Source organism: Hydrogenibacillus schlegelii (assembly GCF_001653195.1).
Taxonomy (GTDB): Bacteria; Bacillota; Bacilli; order Thermicanales; family DSM-22653; genus Hydrogenibacillus; species Hydrogenibacillus schlegelii.
The window spans coordinates 25,176-41,263 of record NZ_JXBB01000010.1; the positions used below are offsets into that span (position 1 = coordinate 25,176).

A 16,088-nucleotide genomic window follows, 5' to 3' on the forward strand; every position below is an offset into this window, starting at 1 on the left:
GCCGGATGACCTCAGGCGGATTATTTTTGTCTTCCTTGATCGACCAGCCAGTCGACAAAGCGGGCGACACCGGCGGAAAAGGGCATCCTCGGCGCATACCCCAAAAGCCGTTTCGCTTTTTTGATATCCGCCCACGTCCGAGGCACATCCCCGGGCTGAGCCGGTAAAAACTCCAGACGCGCCCGCACGCCGAGGGCTTCCTCCAGCGCCCGCACCATTTCCAGAAGCCCGACGGTCTTTTGATTGCCCAGATTGATGATCTCATAGGACGTGGCCGCATAGTCCATCGCCCGGCGCACGCCTTCGACGATATCGTCGATGTACGTGTAGTCTCGCCGGCTCGTTCCGTCGCCGTAGATCGGGATCGGCTCGCCGCGAAGCATCCGCCGCGCGAACTTATGAAGCGCAAGATCCGGCCGCTGCCGGGGACCGTACACGGTGAAAAAGCGGAGGGCGATGAAGCGGATCCCATACAGATGGCTGTAGACGTGGCCGAGGAGCTCGCCGCTCCCCTTCGTCGAGGCGTACGGACTGATCGGCCGAAGCACGCCGTCGTCTTCCCGCCACGGGACGTTCGGGTTCACGCCGTAGACGCTCGACGAGGAGGCGAAGACGAACTGCCGGATGCCCCGTTCGCGGGCGAGTTCGAGCAGGTGCTGCGTCCCGGTGACGTTGACCGCCTGGTAGCCGAGGGGGTCCCGGATCGACGGACGGACGCCGGCCCTGGCCGCCAGATGGACGATGACGTCATAATCATCGCGAAGCGACCGGAAGAGCCCTTCCCGGTCGCGGATGTCGGCTTCGACGAGGCGGTAACGCTCATAGTCAAGGTGGGCGGCGATGTTCTTTCGCTTGATCGCCGGGTCATAGAAGGGATCGAAGTTGTCGACGTTGGTCACCGCCCAGCCTTCGGCCAGGAGGCGGTCGATGAGGTGGCTCCCGATGAATCCCGCACCGCCGGTCACGAGGGCATGTTTCACGGTCTCGCCTCCGGGTTCGAACCGCTCGACGACGGTTGACTCCACGACGGTTGATGATCCAGAATCGAGCCGATCATCGCCCCACGCCGAGATACAAGAGCCCGGCCGCCCGGACCGCTTCCGGGGCGTAGACGTTCCGTCCGTCGAGGAAGACCGGCGTGCGCATGAGGCCCCTCAGGCGCGGGAGATCTAGGCGGCGGTATTCCGCCCACTCCGTCGCAAGAAGGAGCGCGTCGGCGCCGTCCGCGGCGGCGTACGGGTCGGAGACGAAGGTCACCTCCGCCCGCTCCGCCTCAGTGAGTGCCCGCTCGGCATGGGGGACCGCGATCGGGTCGTGGGCGCGGACGTGGGCGCCGAGGGCGACGAGGCGGCGAAGGACGGCGAGGGACGGCGATTCGCGGACGTCATCCGTGTTCGGCTTGAAGGCAAGCCCGAGGACGGCGACCGTCCGCCCGCGGACGCCTTTTAAGGCGGACTGCAGCTTCTCGACGACCCGCTCGCGCTGCAGCTCGTTCACCCGCCGCGCCGCTTCGACGATCGGCATCTCATACCGATGTTCCCGCCCGACGGCGAGGAGGGCGGCCGTGTCCTTCGGAAAGCAGCTCCCGCCCCAGCCGAGTCCCGCCGCCAGGTAGCGCGGGCCGATCCGGGAATCGAGCCCGATGCCGCGCGCCACCTCGATCACGTCCGCGCCGACCTTTTCCGCAAGCCCCGCGATTTCGTTGATGAAGCTGATCTTAAGCGCCAGAAAGGCGTTCGCGGCGTACTTGATGAGCTCGGCGCTCACCGGGTCCGTCGTGATGAACGGCGGAAGGCCGCCTTCTTCTCTTCGGGGAACGACGTCCGGCGGCTCAAACGTCCGCTCGAGAAGCGGCCGGTACATCCGGCGAAGGACCTCCGCCGCCTCCGGATCGTCGACGCCGACGATGATCCGGTCGGGGTAAAAGCTGTCGTAAAGGGCCATCCCCTCGCGAAGGAACTCCGGGTTCGAGGCGACCCACACGGTGGCCTCCGTCCCCCGCGCTTCCAGCGTCCGGCGGATGACGTGGGCGACGCGCCGGTTCGTCCCGATCGGCACCGTCGACTTCACGACGACGGTGTACGCGCGGCCGCTCACCATCCCTTCGGCGATCGTCCGGGCGGCCGCTTCGACGGACCGCGTGTCGGCCTCGCCGTCCGCCTTCTCCGGCGTGCCGACGGCGATCATGATGACGTCCGCCTCGCCGACGGAAGCCTTGAGGTCCTCGGTAAACGAAAGCCGGTCTCCGAGCCGGGCCAGCATCGCCTCGACGCCCGGCTCGTGGATCGGGCTTTTCCCCCGGCGAAGGAGCTCGAGCTTCCGTCGATCGATGTCCACGCCGGTGACGTGATGCCCGATGTGGGCCAGGAGCACCGCCGTCGTAAGGCCGACGTAGCCCGCGCCGACGATGACGATCTGCATTTTGGGGCACCCTTCCCTGAAGAGATCGAATGATCGGGGAACGGCTGACCGAGCGGATGACCAGATTCGAGACCGTAAAATTGCGAACCGTGACGATGATCGGGCGCGTCGTCTCGATTTGTCCGGACGGTTCCATTGTACTCCGTCGTACTCCGTGGAAAAACATAAGAATGCAGGGGAAAACGCAAAAATTCTAATACGATTCTCTTGACTTTCGGCCTTCGCCCGACTATGATGTATACAATCAAACGATGATTTCGATGTGCACGCCTGTTTTATGGCTTATTTATTGATGAAAAATACGCTTGTACTCTGTGATTGTATACAAATTAAAACCCGTGGCAAAGGAGCGGCGTCCATGGCGATTAAGATTCAAGAAGTGGGGCCCCGGGACGGCCTGCAAAACGAACGCACCCTGCTTTCAACCGAACAGAAGCTGGAACTCATCCATCGCCTTGTCGAGGCCGGCCTGCGGTTCATCGAAGCGGCGTCGTTCGTTCGCCCGGAAGCCGTGCCTCAGATGGCCGACGCCGATGCGGTCTTCCGGGGACTCCGCCGGCGGGACGGCATCGTCTACGCCGGATTGGCCCTCAATCGCCGGGGTGTGGAACGGGCCCTTCAGGCCGATGTCGACGAGATTCACCTGTCGCTGGGCGTGACGGAATCGTTCAACCGCACCAATCAGGGGACCTCCCCCGAAGACAATTTTCAGGCTTTCCTCGCCGCCCTCGCGGACGTCAGAGGGAGCGGAGATCGACGCCGCCCGGTGACGATCACCTTCTCCGTCGCCTTCGGCTGCCCGTTCGAAGGCGCCGTGGACGAAGGACGGGTCGTCGAATGGGTCCGGCGGGCGGCGGAAGCCGGGTTCGACGAAATCATCCTTGCAGATACGATCGGGGTCGCCGATCCCCGCCATGTGGGGCGCCTCGTGCGGCGGTCCCGCGAAGCGACGGAGGGGCGCGTGCCGATCGGCGTGCATCTGCATAACACCCGCAACACCGGCCTCGCCAACGCCTACGCCGCTTTGGAAAACGGGGCCACGACGTTCGACGCCTCGGTCGGCGGGCTCGGGGGCTGTCCGTTTGCGCCCAACGCCACGGGCAACATCGCCACGGAAGATCTGGTGTACATGTTCGAACGGATGGGCGTCGCCACCGGCGTCGACCTGGACGCTTTGATCGACGTGGCTCGCTGGGCGGAAAAGATCGTCGGACACCCCCTGGAGGGCATGGTAATGAAGGCCGGTCCCTTCCGGCCCCTGGGTGCTCGGCGGCCCTGAGCTTTCTTGAACGATGGAAAGGAGGATACATCGTGGAAGACCAAGCCGTAAGGCCGACCGCCCATCCCGAACGGATCGACAGGCCCGCCTCGGTCGGCCATCGGGATCAGGCGCCGGCATCCGGGTTGGCCCTCCGTCTGAATGGGGTCACCAAGCGCTTCCGGACGCCGAGCGGCGGCACCTACACGGCGGTGGAAGACATCGACCTGGACGTTGCCGCCGGGACGTTCGTCTCCATCGTCGGACCCAGCGGAAGCGGCAAGTCCACGATTTTGAACATGACCGCCGGGCTTACGGAGCCGTCGGCGGGGACCGTCGAAGTTTTCGGCGAGCCGCTCCGGGGGCTGAACCGACGGGCGACGTACATGTTTCAGCAGGACGCCCTTCTGCCATGGAAAACGGTGCTGGAAAACGCCATGCTCGGTCTGATCTTCCGCGGCGTCGACCGCCGGGAAGCCCGGGAACGGGCGCTTTACTGGCTGGAGAAGGTGGGGCTTAAGCCCTTTGCCGACCGGTATCCGTATCAGCTGTCTGGCGGCATGCGCAAGCGGGTGGCGGTGGCCCAGAGCTGGATCGTCGACCCGGACATCCTGCATATGGACGAACCGTTCAGCGCCCTGGACGTCCAGACGCGGCAGATGATGGAAAACGAGCTGCTGGAACTCTGGGCTTCATCTCGGAAGACGGTCCTGTTCGTCACGCACGACCTGGAAGAGGCGATCGCCCTCTCCGACGAGGTCGTCGTCCTTTCCGCCGGACCGGGAAGCCGCATCGTCGGCCGCTTCAAGGTGGACATCCCCCGGCCGCGGAATCTGATCGACATCCGCGCCGAACCGGCCTTCGGCGAGCTGTACCGATCGATCTGGGCCATCCTGCGGGAGGAGGTGCTGAAAAGTTATGAGCGCCACAAATCCCTGGCCCGAGCGTGAAGAGCGCCCCGTGTGGGCGGTCGGACGGCGGCGGTCTTGGGCCGCAAGCCTCCTCGGCTCCGTCCGCCTGTGGCAGGTCCTTCTCGGTCTGGCGATCCTCCTCGCGTGGGAGGCGGCGGTCGGCGCCGGCGCCGTGGATCCCTTTTTCTTCAGCCGGCCGTCGGCGATCCTCCTGCGCATCGCCCAATGGTTCGGGAGTGGGTTCATCTGGCCGCACCTGTGGATCACGCTGGAAGAGACGTTTCTCTCCTTCGCCATCGGCGCCCTGCTCGGCATCGTCTTCGGCTTCGCGCTGGCACGTCTCCCGTTCGTCTCCAAAGTCCTGGAACCGTACATCCACATGTTCAACTCCATGCCCCGGGTCGTTCTGGCGCCGATCTTTATGCTCTGGTTCGGCCTCGGCATCTGGTCCAAAGTGGCCCTCGGGGTGACGCTCGTCTTTTTCATCGTCTTTTTCAACGTCTATCAGGGTGTGCGGGAGGTCAGCCGGGTCGTCATCGACAACGCCCGCATGCTCGGCGCCACCGAGCGGCAGCTTCTGTGGCACGTCCTTGTGCCCTCGGCGCTGTCGTGGATTTTTTCCAGCCTGCACACCAGCATCGGCTTCGCCATCGTCGGCGCCGTCGTCGGCGAATATATGGGCGCTTCAAAGGGCGTGGGGTATCTCATCGCCCATGCCGAAGGGGTCTTCGACACGACCGGCGTGTTTGCCGGAATGGTCGTCCTGATGCTCATCGTGCTCGTTGTGGATCAGGCCGTGCATCACGTGGAGCGGTATCTTTTGCGCTGGAAGCCGGAAGAGAGCGCCGCCGAAAGCTGATCGCATCCATCGCCGCATCTTTTATAAATTCAAAAAGGGGGAAGTTGAGATGCGTTACCATCATGTTTCGCTTCACGGGCGGAAAAGCCGGATCTGGGTTCTGATTCTCGGCCTCGTCCTTCTTTCTGCCTGCGGTCGACCGGCTTCCGGGCCCCAAGGAGCGTCCGGAACGCCGTCCGCCGCCGATCGGGGAGAACAAAATCAAAGCGTAGCGGACGCCCGGCGCATCCCGGTGACGATCGGCGTCGGCGGACAGGCGACCCTCGTCTACCTGCCGACGACGCTGGCCGAACGGCTCGGTTACTACGCCGAAGAAGGGCTCGATGTGACCATTCAGGACTTTCAGGGCGGCTCCAAAGCGCTGGAGGCGCTCCTCGGCGGCAGCGTCGACGTCGTCTCCGGCTTCTACGACCACACGATCCAGCTGGCGGCTCAGGGACAGAAGTTAAAGGCCTTCGTTACCATGCTGCAGTATCCGGGGATGATCCTCGTCGTCTCCCCGAACACGAAAAAGGACATCAAGACCCTCGCCGATCTGAAAGGGGCCGTCGTCGGCGTCAGCGCCCCCGGATCGTCCACGCATCTGTTCATCAATTATCTTTTGAGCAAAGAAGGCATGAATCCGCAGACGGACATCAGCGTCACGGGGATCGGCCTCTCCGCTTCGGCGATCGCGGCGATGGAAAAAGGCCAGGTGGACGCCGCGGTGCTGCTCGATCCGGCGTACACGGTCCTCAAAAAGCGATACCCCGAGCTTACGATCCTGGCCGATACGAGCACCCCGGAAGGCGTGCAGAAGCTCTTCGGCACGGATTCCTATCCGGCGTCCGTCCTCTACAGCAAAGCGGAATGGATCGAGGCGAACCCCGAAGCGGCCAAACGCCTGGCCCGCGCCATCCAGAAGACGCTCAGGTGGATGCAGGAACACGACGCACAGGCGATTGCCGAGCGGATGCCGCCGGAGTTCTACGGCGACGACCGGGAGACGTATATCGAAGCGCTGTCGCATACGCGTCCGATGTTTTCGCCGGACGGCTTCATGCACCAAAGCGGCGCGGAGGCCGTGAAAAAAGTGCTTTCCGTGTCGATCGAAGACGTCCGGAAGGCCGACGTGGACGTCCAGCAGACGTACACCAATGAATTTCTTTCAAAATGAAGAGCGCGGTCGCGTGAACGACGCGACCGCGTGAGCGACGCGTCCACAAGGAAGGGAACCGCCCGAAAGGAGGGGCCGGCTTGACAGAACGTGTAATGAAGACCCATCCGCCTCTCGAAGGCGTGCGGGTGCTGGAGCTGGGGACGCTCATCGCCGGGCCGTTCGCCTCGCGCATCCTTGCCGAATTCGGCGCCGAAGTGATCAAAATCGAAGCGCCGTACGGCGGGGATCCTCTTCGCACCTGGCGGCTTCTCTACAACGGCACCTCCTTGTGGTGGTACGTTCAGGCGCGAAACAAAAAATCGGTGACGGTCGATCTGAAATCCGAAAAAGGCCAGGAGATCGTCCGCCGCCTGGTGAAGGAAACAGACATCGTCATCGAAAATTTCCGGCCCGGCACGCTGGAAAAGTGGAATCTCGGCTGGGAGACGCTTTCGGCGATCAACCCCAACCTGATCATGGTCCGCGTCTCCGGATACGGCCAGACCGGCCCGTACCGGAACCGTCCGGGGTTCGGCTCGATCGGGGAGGCGATGGGCGGGCTCCGGTACATCACCGGCTACCCCGACCGCCCGCCGGTTCGGGTCGGCATCAGCATCGGCGATTCCATCGCGGCCCTCTACGGCGTTATTGGCGCCCTGATGGCCCTTTATCATCTGCGCGTCAACAAAGGAAAAGGCCAGTACGTGGACGTCGCCCTGTATGAAGCGGTGTTCAGCCTGATGGAAAGCATGCTGCCGGAGTATTCCCTCTTCGGTCACGTGCGGGAGCGCACGGGCAGCGTTCTGCCCGGGATCACCCCCTCGAACACGTACCGGACCCGGGACGGGCAGTATGTCGTCATCGGCGGAAACGCCGACAGCATCTTCAAGCGCCTCATGCGCGCCATCGGCCGGGACGACCTGGCCGACGACCCGACGCTTTCGACCAACAGCGGCCGTGTGCCGAGGGCCGAAGAGATCGACGCGGCCATCGCCGCCTGGACGGAAGCGCGCGATCTGGACGAAGTGCTGGAAGTTCTGGAGGAGGCGGAAGTACCGGCGGGAAAAATCTACAGCATCGCCGACATCGCCCAGGATCCTCACTATCAGGCCCGCGGAATGCTGGAAGAAGCGACGCTGGACGACGGCCGGAAGCTGATGATCCCCGGCATCGTGCCCAAGCTCAGCCTGACCCCCGGAGAGACGAGGTGGCTCGGGCCGAAACTGGGCGCCCATACGGCGGAAGTGCTTACCCGCCTCGGGTATTCGCCGGAAGAGCAGCGAAGGTTAAAGGAAGAAGGCGTTATCTAGAAATATGGGGAACACGGCAGAGAAAGACGATCACCGATTGCCATGGCGCATGCTGGGATGGCTCTTTGTGACCCAGATTGCGGTCGCCTTTGTCGGCCGCAGCCTGGCTCCGCTCGGCCCGAGGATCGCCGAAGATCTGAACCTGACCAAGGCGCAGGTCGGCACGCTGACGGCGGCGGTTTTCCTGGGGCAGTCGCTGACCAGCCTTCCCAGCGGATACCTTGCCGATCGCCTCGGCTCCCGGCGGATGCTCGCCGCGCTCACGCTGCTTCTGGGATTGAGTTTTGCCCTCGCCTCCTTCACGAATCGCTATGCCTGGATCGTCGCCCTGGCGGCCATCGGCGGGCTGGGATACGGCGCCATGCACCCGACGTCCAACCGGGGCATTCTTTACTGGTTCCCCCTAGAGCGGCGGGGAACGGCCATGGGCCTGAAGCAGATGGGCGTCACGGCCGGATCGGCTCTGGCCGTCATCGTTTTGTTCCCACTGGCGCTTCATGCCGGCTGGCGGGCGGCGCTTCTGGTCGCGGCTTTAACGGTGCTGGCCACCGGTCTCATCGCCACCTGGCATTACCGAGATCCAGAGAAAGGTCAGCACGGTCTTCCTTTCGATCGCGCTTCTGACCCCTCCTTTTCCTGGTCGGCCACCCTCTCCCTTTTTCGCTCCCGTCCCCTTTGGGGCATCAGTTTGGCCGCCCTATTTTTAACCGGAGCGCAGATGAGCCTAACGGCCTATGTGGTCTTTTATGGCCAAGAGCACATGGGGTATCCGCCTTACGCCGCCGGCCTGCTGCTATTTCTCTCCGAAGTCGGCGGCTCGGTTGGAAGGGTCGCCTGGGGCTTCATCAGCGATCGAGCGTTTCGGGGCGATCGATGGCGAGGACTCATGATCATCGCCGTCTCAACGTTCGCGTTGAACGGGGCGCTGGCCCTGCTTCCCGCCAAAACGTCGTTTTACCTTACCGCGTTCATCGTCGGATGGCTCGGGCTCACCGTGGTCGGGTTTAACGGTTTGTGGATGGTACAAGCGGCGGAAAGCGCACCGAAATCGCTGGCCGGACTGGCCAGCGGCCTCAGCTTGAGCATCGGCTCACTCGGGGTCGTCCTGATTCCTCCGGTCTTCGGATGGATCCTCGACCGAACGGGTGGATACCGATGGGCGTGGGGATTTTTGGCCATGCTGGCGCTGATTGCGGGGGGCTGGCTCATATTCGCTAGAAAGTCTCAAAATACCGTATCACTTTAAAGTCTCGGGGGCGGTTCATGAAACGGGAACAAACGGTTCGCCTCAAATCTGGCGACAAGGCACAGTTTATCTATACGGAACTTCGGCAAGAAATCGTCGAAGGGCGCCTTCCTCCGGGAGCACGGCTGATCGAAGAAAAGCTTGCGGCCCGCTATGGCGTCAGCCGTACCCCGATCCGAGAAGCGCTGACGCTCCTGGAAGCAGACGGATTAATCATTTTGCAGCGAAACAGAGGCGGAGTGGTTAGGAAGTATGACAAAAAAGAGATATACGATATCTACGATCTTCGCTTGCTGATCGAAGGCTACGCCGCCCGACGGGCGGCTCAACGGATCACCGACGCCGATCTGATCGTACTGAAAGGCCTGCTCTCGGAAGCGGAGGAGGTTCTGGACCGGGCCGGTCGTGGATGGATGCCGTGGAACGACGGTCTTCGCCGCCTGGTCGAAAACAACGTGCAGTTTCATCGACTCATCGCCCGAGCCGGCGCCAATGCTTTTCTGGAAGGGCTGTGGGAACGGTATACGTTTTTACCTTTTGTATACCGCACGCTACAAGTCTATGGAGAGGAAGGACTGAAAACGTCTCTCCGGCAACATCGCATGCTGATCGAAGCGTTCGTAGCCCGCGATCCGGACATGGCGGAATCGATCATGCGAACCCACCTTTATACCGGCAGGCACGCGATTTTGAACGCGATGTCCGCCTCGCCCCTTTCCGAATCCCAACCGACGCAAGAGGCGGAGCATGATTCAACGCATTCGAAGTTATGACGTCGACCTCACGCGCCGGTTGAAGGCCTTTTGGAGATCGACGTCACCACCGCCGCCGCCAGAACGAGAAGGAGCGCAACATAAATCCCGCTCGCGGCAAAACCGTACGCTTTGACGAGCGACGTCGTGATCATCGGTGTCGTTCCCGTCACCAGCCCGTTCCCATTTGATAGGAGAAGCTGATGCCCGTCGTGCGCGCCAGGGTGGGGAAAAGGCCCGCCAGGTACGACGCCTGGGTGGTGTACACCAGCCCGTGCGAAAGGCCGCCCAAGGCCACCGCGAGCACCAGGAACCACGGTGAAGAAAGCGCAATGACCGCCGAGAGCCCGGTTAGTGTAAGCCCGAAAAGTCCCACATAGACAAAGGTGCGGTTGCTGAACGCTTCGCTCAAAAGCCCGCCCAAGATGACGCCGATGAGTTCGACCACGCCGTAGAGAAGCACGATCTTGATGTAGGCGTCGGTGGAGATGACGCCTTTGGCCATCGCCGTTGCGGGAAGCGTCGTCCAGCTGTAAATGAACCCTGCGCCGACCGCCCCCGTGAGCAAAATGCCCGCGAGCGTCTTAAGCGGGTGGCGGACGATCACCGTCTTCAGCGGATCGGGAAGTTCACCCGCTTCTTTTTTGGCCGCTTCTTTGGCCGCTTCGTATTCGAACGCCTCCGGGAATCGAATACGAAACATGAGGCCGATGCCGACGAGGACGATGCTGAGAAGAAAGGCGATCCGCCAACCCCACGCTTCCATGGGGCCTTTTCCGAGGAGGGATTCGATTCCCAAAAGCACGACCGCTGCCAAGATGATCCCGCCCGGCACCCCGCTTTGCACGACGATCTGGGCGACGACTTTCCGCTTCGTCGCATCGTAAATGTAGCTGGTCGCTGCTCCCCATTCTCCGCCGACCGCAAGGCCCATAAGAAGACGCAGGAAGACGACGGCGATCGGCGCCCACACACCCCACCGCGCATACGAAGGGATAAGACCGATCAAGGATGTCGAGATCCCGGCGAGGAAAAGCGTCCAGAACAGCGCTTCTCTTCGCCCGCGCCGATCCCCGATATAGCCGAACAAAATGGCCCCGATCGGCCGGATGGCAAAGGTGATGGCATACGTCACATAAACGGCCAGAAGCGCCGCCAGCGGGTCGTCGGAGGGGAAAAAAGCCTTTCCGACATAGGCGCCCCCGATGGCAAACAAAAAAAGGTCATACCATTCAAGAATCGTGCCGGTCATCACGCCCGTCGCAATGGCCGGCGAAAGCCGAGAGGGGGGCGAGGAGGCCTTGGCGCCGTTCATAACCATCCCTCCAAGTTGAACATTGGTTGATCTGATCATGCCCCACCATTACGGGAAAAATACACTTCCGGCCTTCGAAGGGTCAAAGTAGGAATAATCGTTCGGCTTTCCCGAACAACATTTAGGTCGAGGGTGATCTCTCCATACTTTTCACCCGCTCCCATATCCATCATGACCGTTCCATAAGGGTCAACGACCGCCGATCGCCCGGTAAAAACTTTGCTGAATTGGGAGGCCATGACCATGTACGAGGTATTTTCAATCGCTCTCGCCCTGGCCAGCGTTAGCAAAGTTTCTTCTTTCATCGGTCCGGAATACCACGCCGCGGGGGTGAGAAACAGTTCGGCCCCTTCTAGCGCCGCCGTTCGATACAGCTCGGGAAATCGAAGATCAAAGCAGATCGAAAGAACGACCTTCGTTTTGCCGATATCGATCACACGAGGCTTCTCATTTCCGGGCATCACATATTCGGACTCCTTGTAATGATAGGCATCATATAAATGAATTTTTCTATAGGTTGCCAAGAGATGACCGTCCGGCCGAATGAGGAATGCGGTGTTATACACTTTAGGCGGATACGGGCTTTTCGTGAGCAACGCCCCGACCAAGTAAACTTTATGGGTCTTGGCCATCTCTTGAAGCGACGTCATATATGCCCCGTCCAAAGAATCGGCCAGTTGAAACGCTTCTTCAGGAGACAGGTGTTCCAAGTTGAAATTGACATACTCCGGAAGCACGATAAGTTCCGCATCTCGTTTGCCCGACATTAGATTTCTTATTTTTTCCAAGTTCCGTTCCTTGGCCCGATCGACGCCAAACTGTACAAGCCCGACCGTGAAAGGGTTCATTTGCGTTCTTTCCTTTCTTCATTTGGCTTCCGGGAGCCCGGGGAGTTTTGCACAACGTACCGATGCGGTTTTGACCCGCGGCCGGGTGAGACGTCAGGAGCGCATCTTCCAGCGCCAGCGTCCACAGGCGGGCCTGAAGGCCGTAAGGACTTTTGAAGCCGGCCCGGACGAGCACGTCTCGAAGCGCCCGGCGGCCGCCCGGTCCCAGATAAGGGAGGAAGGCGAGATGCGCGTACCGGACGAAAAAGGCGTCCTTCTGCCGGGCATAGGCCTCAATCGTCCGCTTTAGGGTTTCCCGCTTTCTTCGGTTCAGCGGAAGACTCCTCCGCCGAACGGTTCGCTTCATCGCCCAGGGCCTCCCTGACCGTCCGCACGAGCTTTCGCGCCCGGTACGACCGGCTCCCGTACAGCCGGGCGGCGAAATGCCGGACGATGCGCACCAGATCTTCCGCCAGTTCCTGCGCCGGCGCCGCCTTTTCGTCCCGGTGGACGACGACGATCTCCGCCCCGTATTTGGCGAACAGGTCCTCGAAAAACTCGAAGCCGAACCGAACAAGTCGATCTTTGTCGGCAATGACGACCCGTTCCACCTCTCCCCGCAGCACCATGGAGACGAGGCGCATGAAGCCTTTCCGCCGGTCATTGAGCGCCGAGCCGATGTCCGCAATGACCTCATCGACGCCGTATCCGCGGGAGACGGCAAACTGCCGGAGGAATTCGGTCTGGGTTTCCAGATCGTTTTTCTGCCCGGCCGAGGAGACGCGGGCGTACAGGACCGTCTTCTTGGGCCGTTCCGCCCGTTTCATCCCCAGCGCCTGAAAGAGCATCTCTTCCGTGTACCGCCGTTTTCCGGTCGGCGTCCGGAGGGGTTTGAGCCTCCCCTCTTTGTCCCAGTTGCGGAGGGTCGAGACGCTGACGCCCAGAAGCCGGGCGAATTCGCCGATGGAGTAGAGTTTCATTGAGATACCACCCGGTACCAGCTTATACCAGGTGGCCTCAAATGTCAAGAACATTTGCGAATACCAGCGAAAGAAACGAACGCTGTTTCTTGCCTCATTCTAAACGGCCGGTGAAAAACCTCTTCGTTTTGAAGGAAAACCGGACCTATGGATCGAATTCATTCAATCAAAGCGAGCATCCCTTTCTCAAAAAGGAGATTCAAACCTGCCGCCTCAACGATTGACTTCCCGTCAATCCAAATGGGACTTCTCTGCGATCCATGAGTAGATCACCCCGCTTGATTCGGAACGCACCGGCCGTCCGGCCGTCGATCCGGAACTCGTCATGGAGAAAGCACGCCAAAAATGGAGTAAGATCATGGTCAACCGCATGACCGGGCCAAACGGACGCGACGCGTCGTCATGGAACGCCTTTTTGCCGAAGTTAAAGAGCTGCACGGCTTAATCCGTGCTCGAAGCCGTGGCTTGAAAGCGTTGCTGGGGAAGCCATTCTGACGGCTGTGGTGCAGAATCTCAAACGATGAAGCCGGTATGGGCGGAAGCGCCCACAGACCGGGAGTTCCGTATGCCTCAAACCGGCAGACGAAAGGATCACAAGGGGAGCAGCCGCATTTTTGACGGTTCTATTCGTTCTGACGTCACACTTCGTCAGGCGAAGAGGGTCGACCCAGCGGACTTAATTCACCAATAGACATTACGGCCCTGAATGTAAGACCTGCAAGGTGGTGAATTGGCGGCCATGTTATCTAATGTTCTCGTCGAGGTCGATCGGCTTAAGAGGGAGCTGGATCGAACAAGGCCGCTTACGCCCGCAGAAGCCCGGCGGCTTCGGGAGTACCTGCTGGTGGAGTGGACCCACCACTCAACGGCTCTGGAGGGAAACACCCTCGATCTTGGCGAGACGCGCCTTGTCCTGCTCGATGGGCTTACCATCGGCGGAAAAACGCTGCGGGAACATCTGGAGGTTGTGGATCATCGGGACGCCATCGAGTGGATGGAAAGCGTCGTTCGTGAGAAACAGCCCCTCTCTGAGGGACTGATCCGGGAACTTAACAGACTGGTCCTGAAATCCACCCTGCCCGAGGAAGCCGGGAGGTACCGCAGGGGAGGAAGGCGGATTGCCGGCAGCCGTCACGTGCCCCCGCCCGCGTGGGACGTCCCTGATCTCGTGCGGAGCATGATTGAACAGTACACCGCCCGCAAGGAGAAGGAGCACCCGGTCGTGCTGGCGGCGTGGCTTCACTGGCGATTCGTTTTCATCCATCCCTTCACGGACGGCAACGGGCGGACGGCACGGCTGCTCATGAATTTTTCCCTCTTGTCCGATGGCTATCCTCCGGCGGTGATTCGGAAAGAAGACCGGGAGAGGTACCTGGACACCCTTGAAGACGCTTCTGTAAGCGGAGACCTGGAGCCGTTCTCCCTGCTGGTGGCGGAGAGGGTAAAAGAGGAGCTCCGCTTGCGGCTTGAGATCGCCGGCAAAGTATCTCTGAAGGCGAAGAAGCCGAAAGGACCGTCTCTCTGATGGGACGTCCTCCCCGAATAAATTCGAGGGTTGCCAGCAGCTTAAAATACAATTGACCTTTATTCCTTTCTCAAGTAAATATACCCATGAAGCTGAGCGAATGGGCAAGAAAGCGCGGCATCACCTACAAGACAGCTTGGCGCTGGGTGCGGGAAGACACAATGCCCGTGCCGTTCGAAATCACCCCCTCGGGCACGATCCTCGTCCACGAACCCGAAGCACCCAGGGAAGGCCTCGTCGCCCTTTACACCCGGGTGTCATCTTCCGACCAGAAGGCAGATCTTAAGCGGCAGGTGGTGAGGCTTTGAGAGTTTGCCAATGCCAAGGGCCTTTCGGTCGGAAAGACGGTCAAGGAGATCGGGTCCGGTTTGAACGGCAAGCGGAGGGAACGCGTGAAGCTCCTTACTGACCCGAACGTCGCGACGATTGTCGTCGAACACCGGGATCGCCTGGCACGCTTTGGTTTCGAGTCCATCGAAGCGGCCCTTCGGGCACAGGGACGGCGCCTTCTGGTGGTCGAAGAAAGAGAGGAGGACGACCTAGTGCGCGATATGACCGAGGTCCTCACGTCTCCGGCCGCCCGTCTGTACGGCAGGCGTTCCGCGAAACGCCGGGCAAAAAAGGCGCCGGAGGTGCTTCGGCATGAAGATCCATAGAGCTTACCGGTACGAACTCGATCCCAACACGGAACAACGCATCCTTCTCGCCAAGCACGCCGGGGCCGCCCGCTTCGCCTACAACTGGGGCCTCGCGCGATGGATCGAGATCTACGAAAAAGAAGGCCGCACGACAAATGCGATCGAACTCCACCGGGAACTGAACCGCCTCAAGAAGACGGACTTCCCGTGGATGTATGAAGTGTCCAAATGGGCGCCGCAGGAAGCGCTTCGGGATCTGGAAAAGGCGTTCCAAAACTTCTTTCGCGGGCGGAAGACCGGCCGGAAGGTCGGCCATCCGAAGTTCCGGCGCAAGCACGACCGGCGGGACAGCTTCCGGCTGGATAACAGTTCCGGCACGATTCGCCTTCTTCTGGACGGACTAGACCCTCGCCATCCCGGAAAAGCGCGGCACATCGTGCTGCCCCGGATCGGTGCGGTACGCCTCAAGGAAAAACCGATCCGCCGGAAGAAGGGCGGTGTGGTGCGCGCGCATCTTCCCCAGGGTCGCATCCTCCACGCCACCGTAAGCCGGGAGGCCGATCGGTGGTTTGTGAGCCTCACGGTGGAAGAAGAGATTCCCGATCCCCCTCCGCCGAAGGGGCCGGCGGCGGGGATCGACGCCGGCCTGAAAAGCTTTACGACGCTGGCGGATGAAACGGGGGCGATCCGAAAGACCGATGCTCCGAGACCTCTGCGGCGCGCGCTCAAACGTCTGAGAAGACTTCAGCGAAAGCTTTCCCGCCGCGGTGTGAGGGACGAAGAAAAGGGAAGGCTCATCGAACGGACGAAGAACTACGAAAAGACGCGTCTCGAGATCGCCAGACTCCACCGCCGGATTCGAAACATCCGGCTGGACTTCCTCCACAAGCTCACGACCGAACTCGTCC

General features: G+C 61.2%; 15 protein-coding genes and 1 pseudogene. 10 read left to right on the forward strand and 6 right to left on the reverse strand.

Annotated features, from left to right (window positions below; translation table 11 throughout):
- Nucleotides 1–20 precede the first annotated feature (20 nt).
- Entirely contained in the window at nt 21–980 is a 960-nt protein-coding gene (locus SA87_RS03965) for an NAD-dependent epimerase/dehydratase family protein (protein ID WP_066199562.1), read from the reverse strand.
- Between the two features lie 73 nt (nt 981–1,053).
- The gene (locus SA87_RS03970; protein ID WP_066199542.1) at nt 1,054–2,421 is read right to left on the reverse strand and encodes a UDP-glucose dehydrogenase family protein; all 1,368 of its coding nucleotides are present in this window, start codon (nt 2,419–2,421) and stop codon (nt 1,054–1,056) included.
- A gap of 358 nt (nt 2,422–2,779) precedes the next feature.
- Between SA87_RS03970 and SA87_RS03975 the strand changes: the two genes are divergently transcribed.
- From SA87_RS03975 to SA87_RS04005, 7 genes are all read left to right on the forward strand, one after another.
- On the forward strand, nt 2,780–3,700 hold the full coding sequence (locus SA87_RS03975; RefSeq protein WP_066199543.1) for a hydroxymethylglutaryl-CoA lyase: 921 nt from the start codon (nt 2,780–2,782) through the stop codon (nt 3,698–3,700).
- A gap of 32 nt (nt 3,701–3,732) precedes the next feature.
- A complete protein-coding gene (locus SA87_RS03980) occupies nt 3,733–4,629 on the forward strand; it encodes an ABC transporter ATP-binding protein (protein ID WP_211258124.1) in 897 nt (298 codons plus the stop codon).
- Nucleotides 4,630–4,639: 10 nt separating this feature from the next.
- Complete coding sequence (locus SA87_RS03985; protein WP_066199544.1) at nt 4,640–5,449, forward strand: ABC transporter permease; 810 nt, start codon at nt 4,640–4,642, stop codon at nt 5,447–5,449.
- Between the two features lie 49 nt (nt 5,450–5,498).
- Complete coding sequence (locus tag SA87_RS03990) at nt 5,499–6,605, forward strand: ABC transporter substrate-binding protein (protein WP_066199546.1); 1,107 nt, start codon at nt 5,499–5,501, stop codon at nt 6,603–6,605.
- Nucleotides 6,606–6,700: 95 nt separating this feature from the next.
- A complete protein-coding gene (locus SA87_RS03995; protein ID WP_066199548.1) occupies nt 6,701–7,897 on the forward strand; it encodes a CaiB/BaiF CoA transferase family protein in 1,197 nt (398 codons plus the stop codon).
- Nucleotides 7,898–7,946: 49 nt separating this feature from the next.
- Nucleotides 7,947–9,143 (forward strand): MFS transporter, encoded by a 1,197-nt coding sequence (locus tag SA87_RS04000; RefSeq protein WP_169816899.1) that lies wholly within the window; start codon nt 7,947–7,949, stop codon nt 9,141–9,143.
- A gap of 17 nt (nt 9,144–9,160) precedes the next feature.
- Nucleotides 9,161–9,916, forward strand: coding sequence for a GntR family transcriptional regulator (locus SA87_RS04005; RefSeq protein ID WP_066199552.1), 756 nt, complete (start codon nt 9,161–9,163; stop codon nt 9,914–9,916).
- An 8-nt stretch (nt 9,917–9,924) separates the two neighbouring features.
- Here the strand turns inward: SA87_RS04005 and SA87_RS13050 are convergent, their stop codons facing one another.
- The 4 genes from SA87_RS13050 to SA87_RS04020 form a co-directional block, all read right to left on the reverse strand.
- On the reverse strand, nt 9,925–10,068 hold the full coding sequence (locus SA87_RS13050; protein ID WP_156423692.1) for a hypothetical protein: 144 nt from the start codon (nt 10,066–10,068) through the stop codon (nt 9,925–9,927).
- Complete coding sequence (locus tag SA87_RS04010) at nt 10,065–11,147, reverse strand: MFS transporter (protein WP_169816900.1); 1,083 nt, start codon at nt 11,145–11,147, stop codon at nt 10,065–10,067. The genes SA87_RS13050 and SA87_RS04010 overlap by 4 nt, the downstream gene beginning before the upstream one ends.
- A gap of 98 nt (nt 11,148–11,245) precedes the next feature.
- A complete protein-coding gene (locus SA87_RS04015; protein ID WP_066199553.1) occupies nt 11,246–12,058 on the reverse strand; it encodes a carbon-nitrogen hydrolase family protein in 813 nt (270 codons plus the stop codon).
- 272 nt (nt 12,059–12,330) lie between these two features.
- Nucleotides 12,331–13,017, reverse strand: a complete 687-nt coding sequence (locus tag SA87_RS04020) for an IS607 family transposase (protein WP_066199555.1) — start codon at nt 13,015–13,017, stop codon at nt 12,331–12,333.
- 739 nt (nt 13,018–13,756) lie between these two features.
- On the opposite strand from SA87_RS04020, the gene SA87_RS04025 reads away from it, so the two are divergent.
- From SA87_RS04025 to SA87_RS04035, 3 genes and pseudogenes are all read left to right on the forward strand, one after another.
- Nucleotides 13,757–14,542 (forward strand): Fic family protein, encoded by a 786-nt coding sequence (locus SA87_RS04025; protein WP_066199556.1) that lies wholly within the window; start codon nt 13,757–13,759, stop codon nt 14,540–14,542.
- An 86-nt stretch (nt 14,543–14,628) separates the two neighbouring features.
- Nucleotides 14,629–15,198 (forward strand): annotated as a pseudogene (locus tag SA87_RS04030) (IS607 family transposase).
- Nucleotides 15,185–16,088 (forward strand): RNA-guided endonuclease InsQ/TnpB family protein (locus tag SA87_RS04035; RefSeq protein ID WP_066199558.1); only part of this gene is annotated, 904 nt, incomplete at its 3' end. The pseudogene SA87_RS04030 and the gene SA87_RS04035, both read left to right, overlap by 14 nt.

What these genes read in the sequence shown, in the direction of transcription:
- SA87_RS03970 (WP_066199542.1), bottom strand. Translation starts at nt 2,421, where the DNA reads ATGCAGATCGTCATCGTCGGCGCGGGCTACGTCGGCCTTACGACGGCG.
- SA87_RS03975 (WP_066199543.1), top strand. Translation starts at nt 2,780, where the DNA reads ATGGCGATTAAGATTCAAGAAGTGGGGCCCCGGGACGGCCTGCAAAAC.
- SA87_RS03990 (WP_066199546.1), top strand. Translation starts at nt 5,499, where the DNA reads ATGCGTTACCATCATGTTTCGCTTCACGGGCGGAAAAGCCGGATCTGG.
- SA87_RS03995 (WP_066199548.1), top strand. Translation starts at nt 6,701, where the DNA reads ATGAAGACCCATCCGCCTCTCGAAGGCGTGCGGGTGCTGGAGCTGGGG.
- SA87_RS04000 (WP_169816899.1), top strand. Translation starts at nt 7,947, where the DNA reads ATGCTGGGATGGCTCTTTGTGACCCAGATTGCGGTCGCCTTTGTCGGC.
- SA87_RS04005 (WP_066199552.1), top strand. Translation starts at nt 9,161, where the DNA reads ATGAAACGGGAACAAACGGTTCGCCTCAAATCTGGCGACAAGGCACAG.
- SA87_RS04010 (WP_169816900.1), bottom strand. Translation starts at nt 11,147, where the DNA reads ATGACCGGCACGATTCTTGAATGGTATGACCTTTTTTTGTTTGCCATC.
- SA87_RS04015 (WP_066199553.1), bottom strand. Translation starts at nt 12,058, where the DNA reads ATGAACCCTTTCACGGTCGGGCTTGTACAGTTTGGCGTCGATCGGGCC.
- SA87_RS04020 (WP_066199555.1), bottom strand. Translation starts at nt 13,017, where the DNA reads ATGAAACTCTACTCCATCGGCGAATTCGCCCGGCTTCTGGGCGTCAGC.
- SA87_RS04025 (WP_066199556.1), top strand. Translation starts at nt 13,757, where the DNA reads ATGTTATCTAATGTTCTCGTCGAGGTCGATCGGCTTAAGAGGGAGCTG.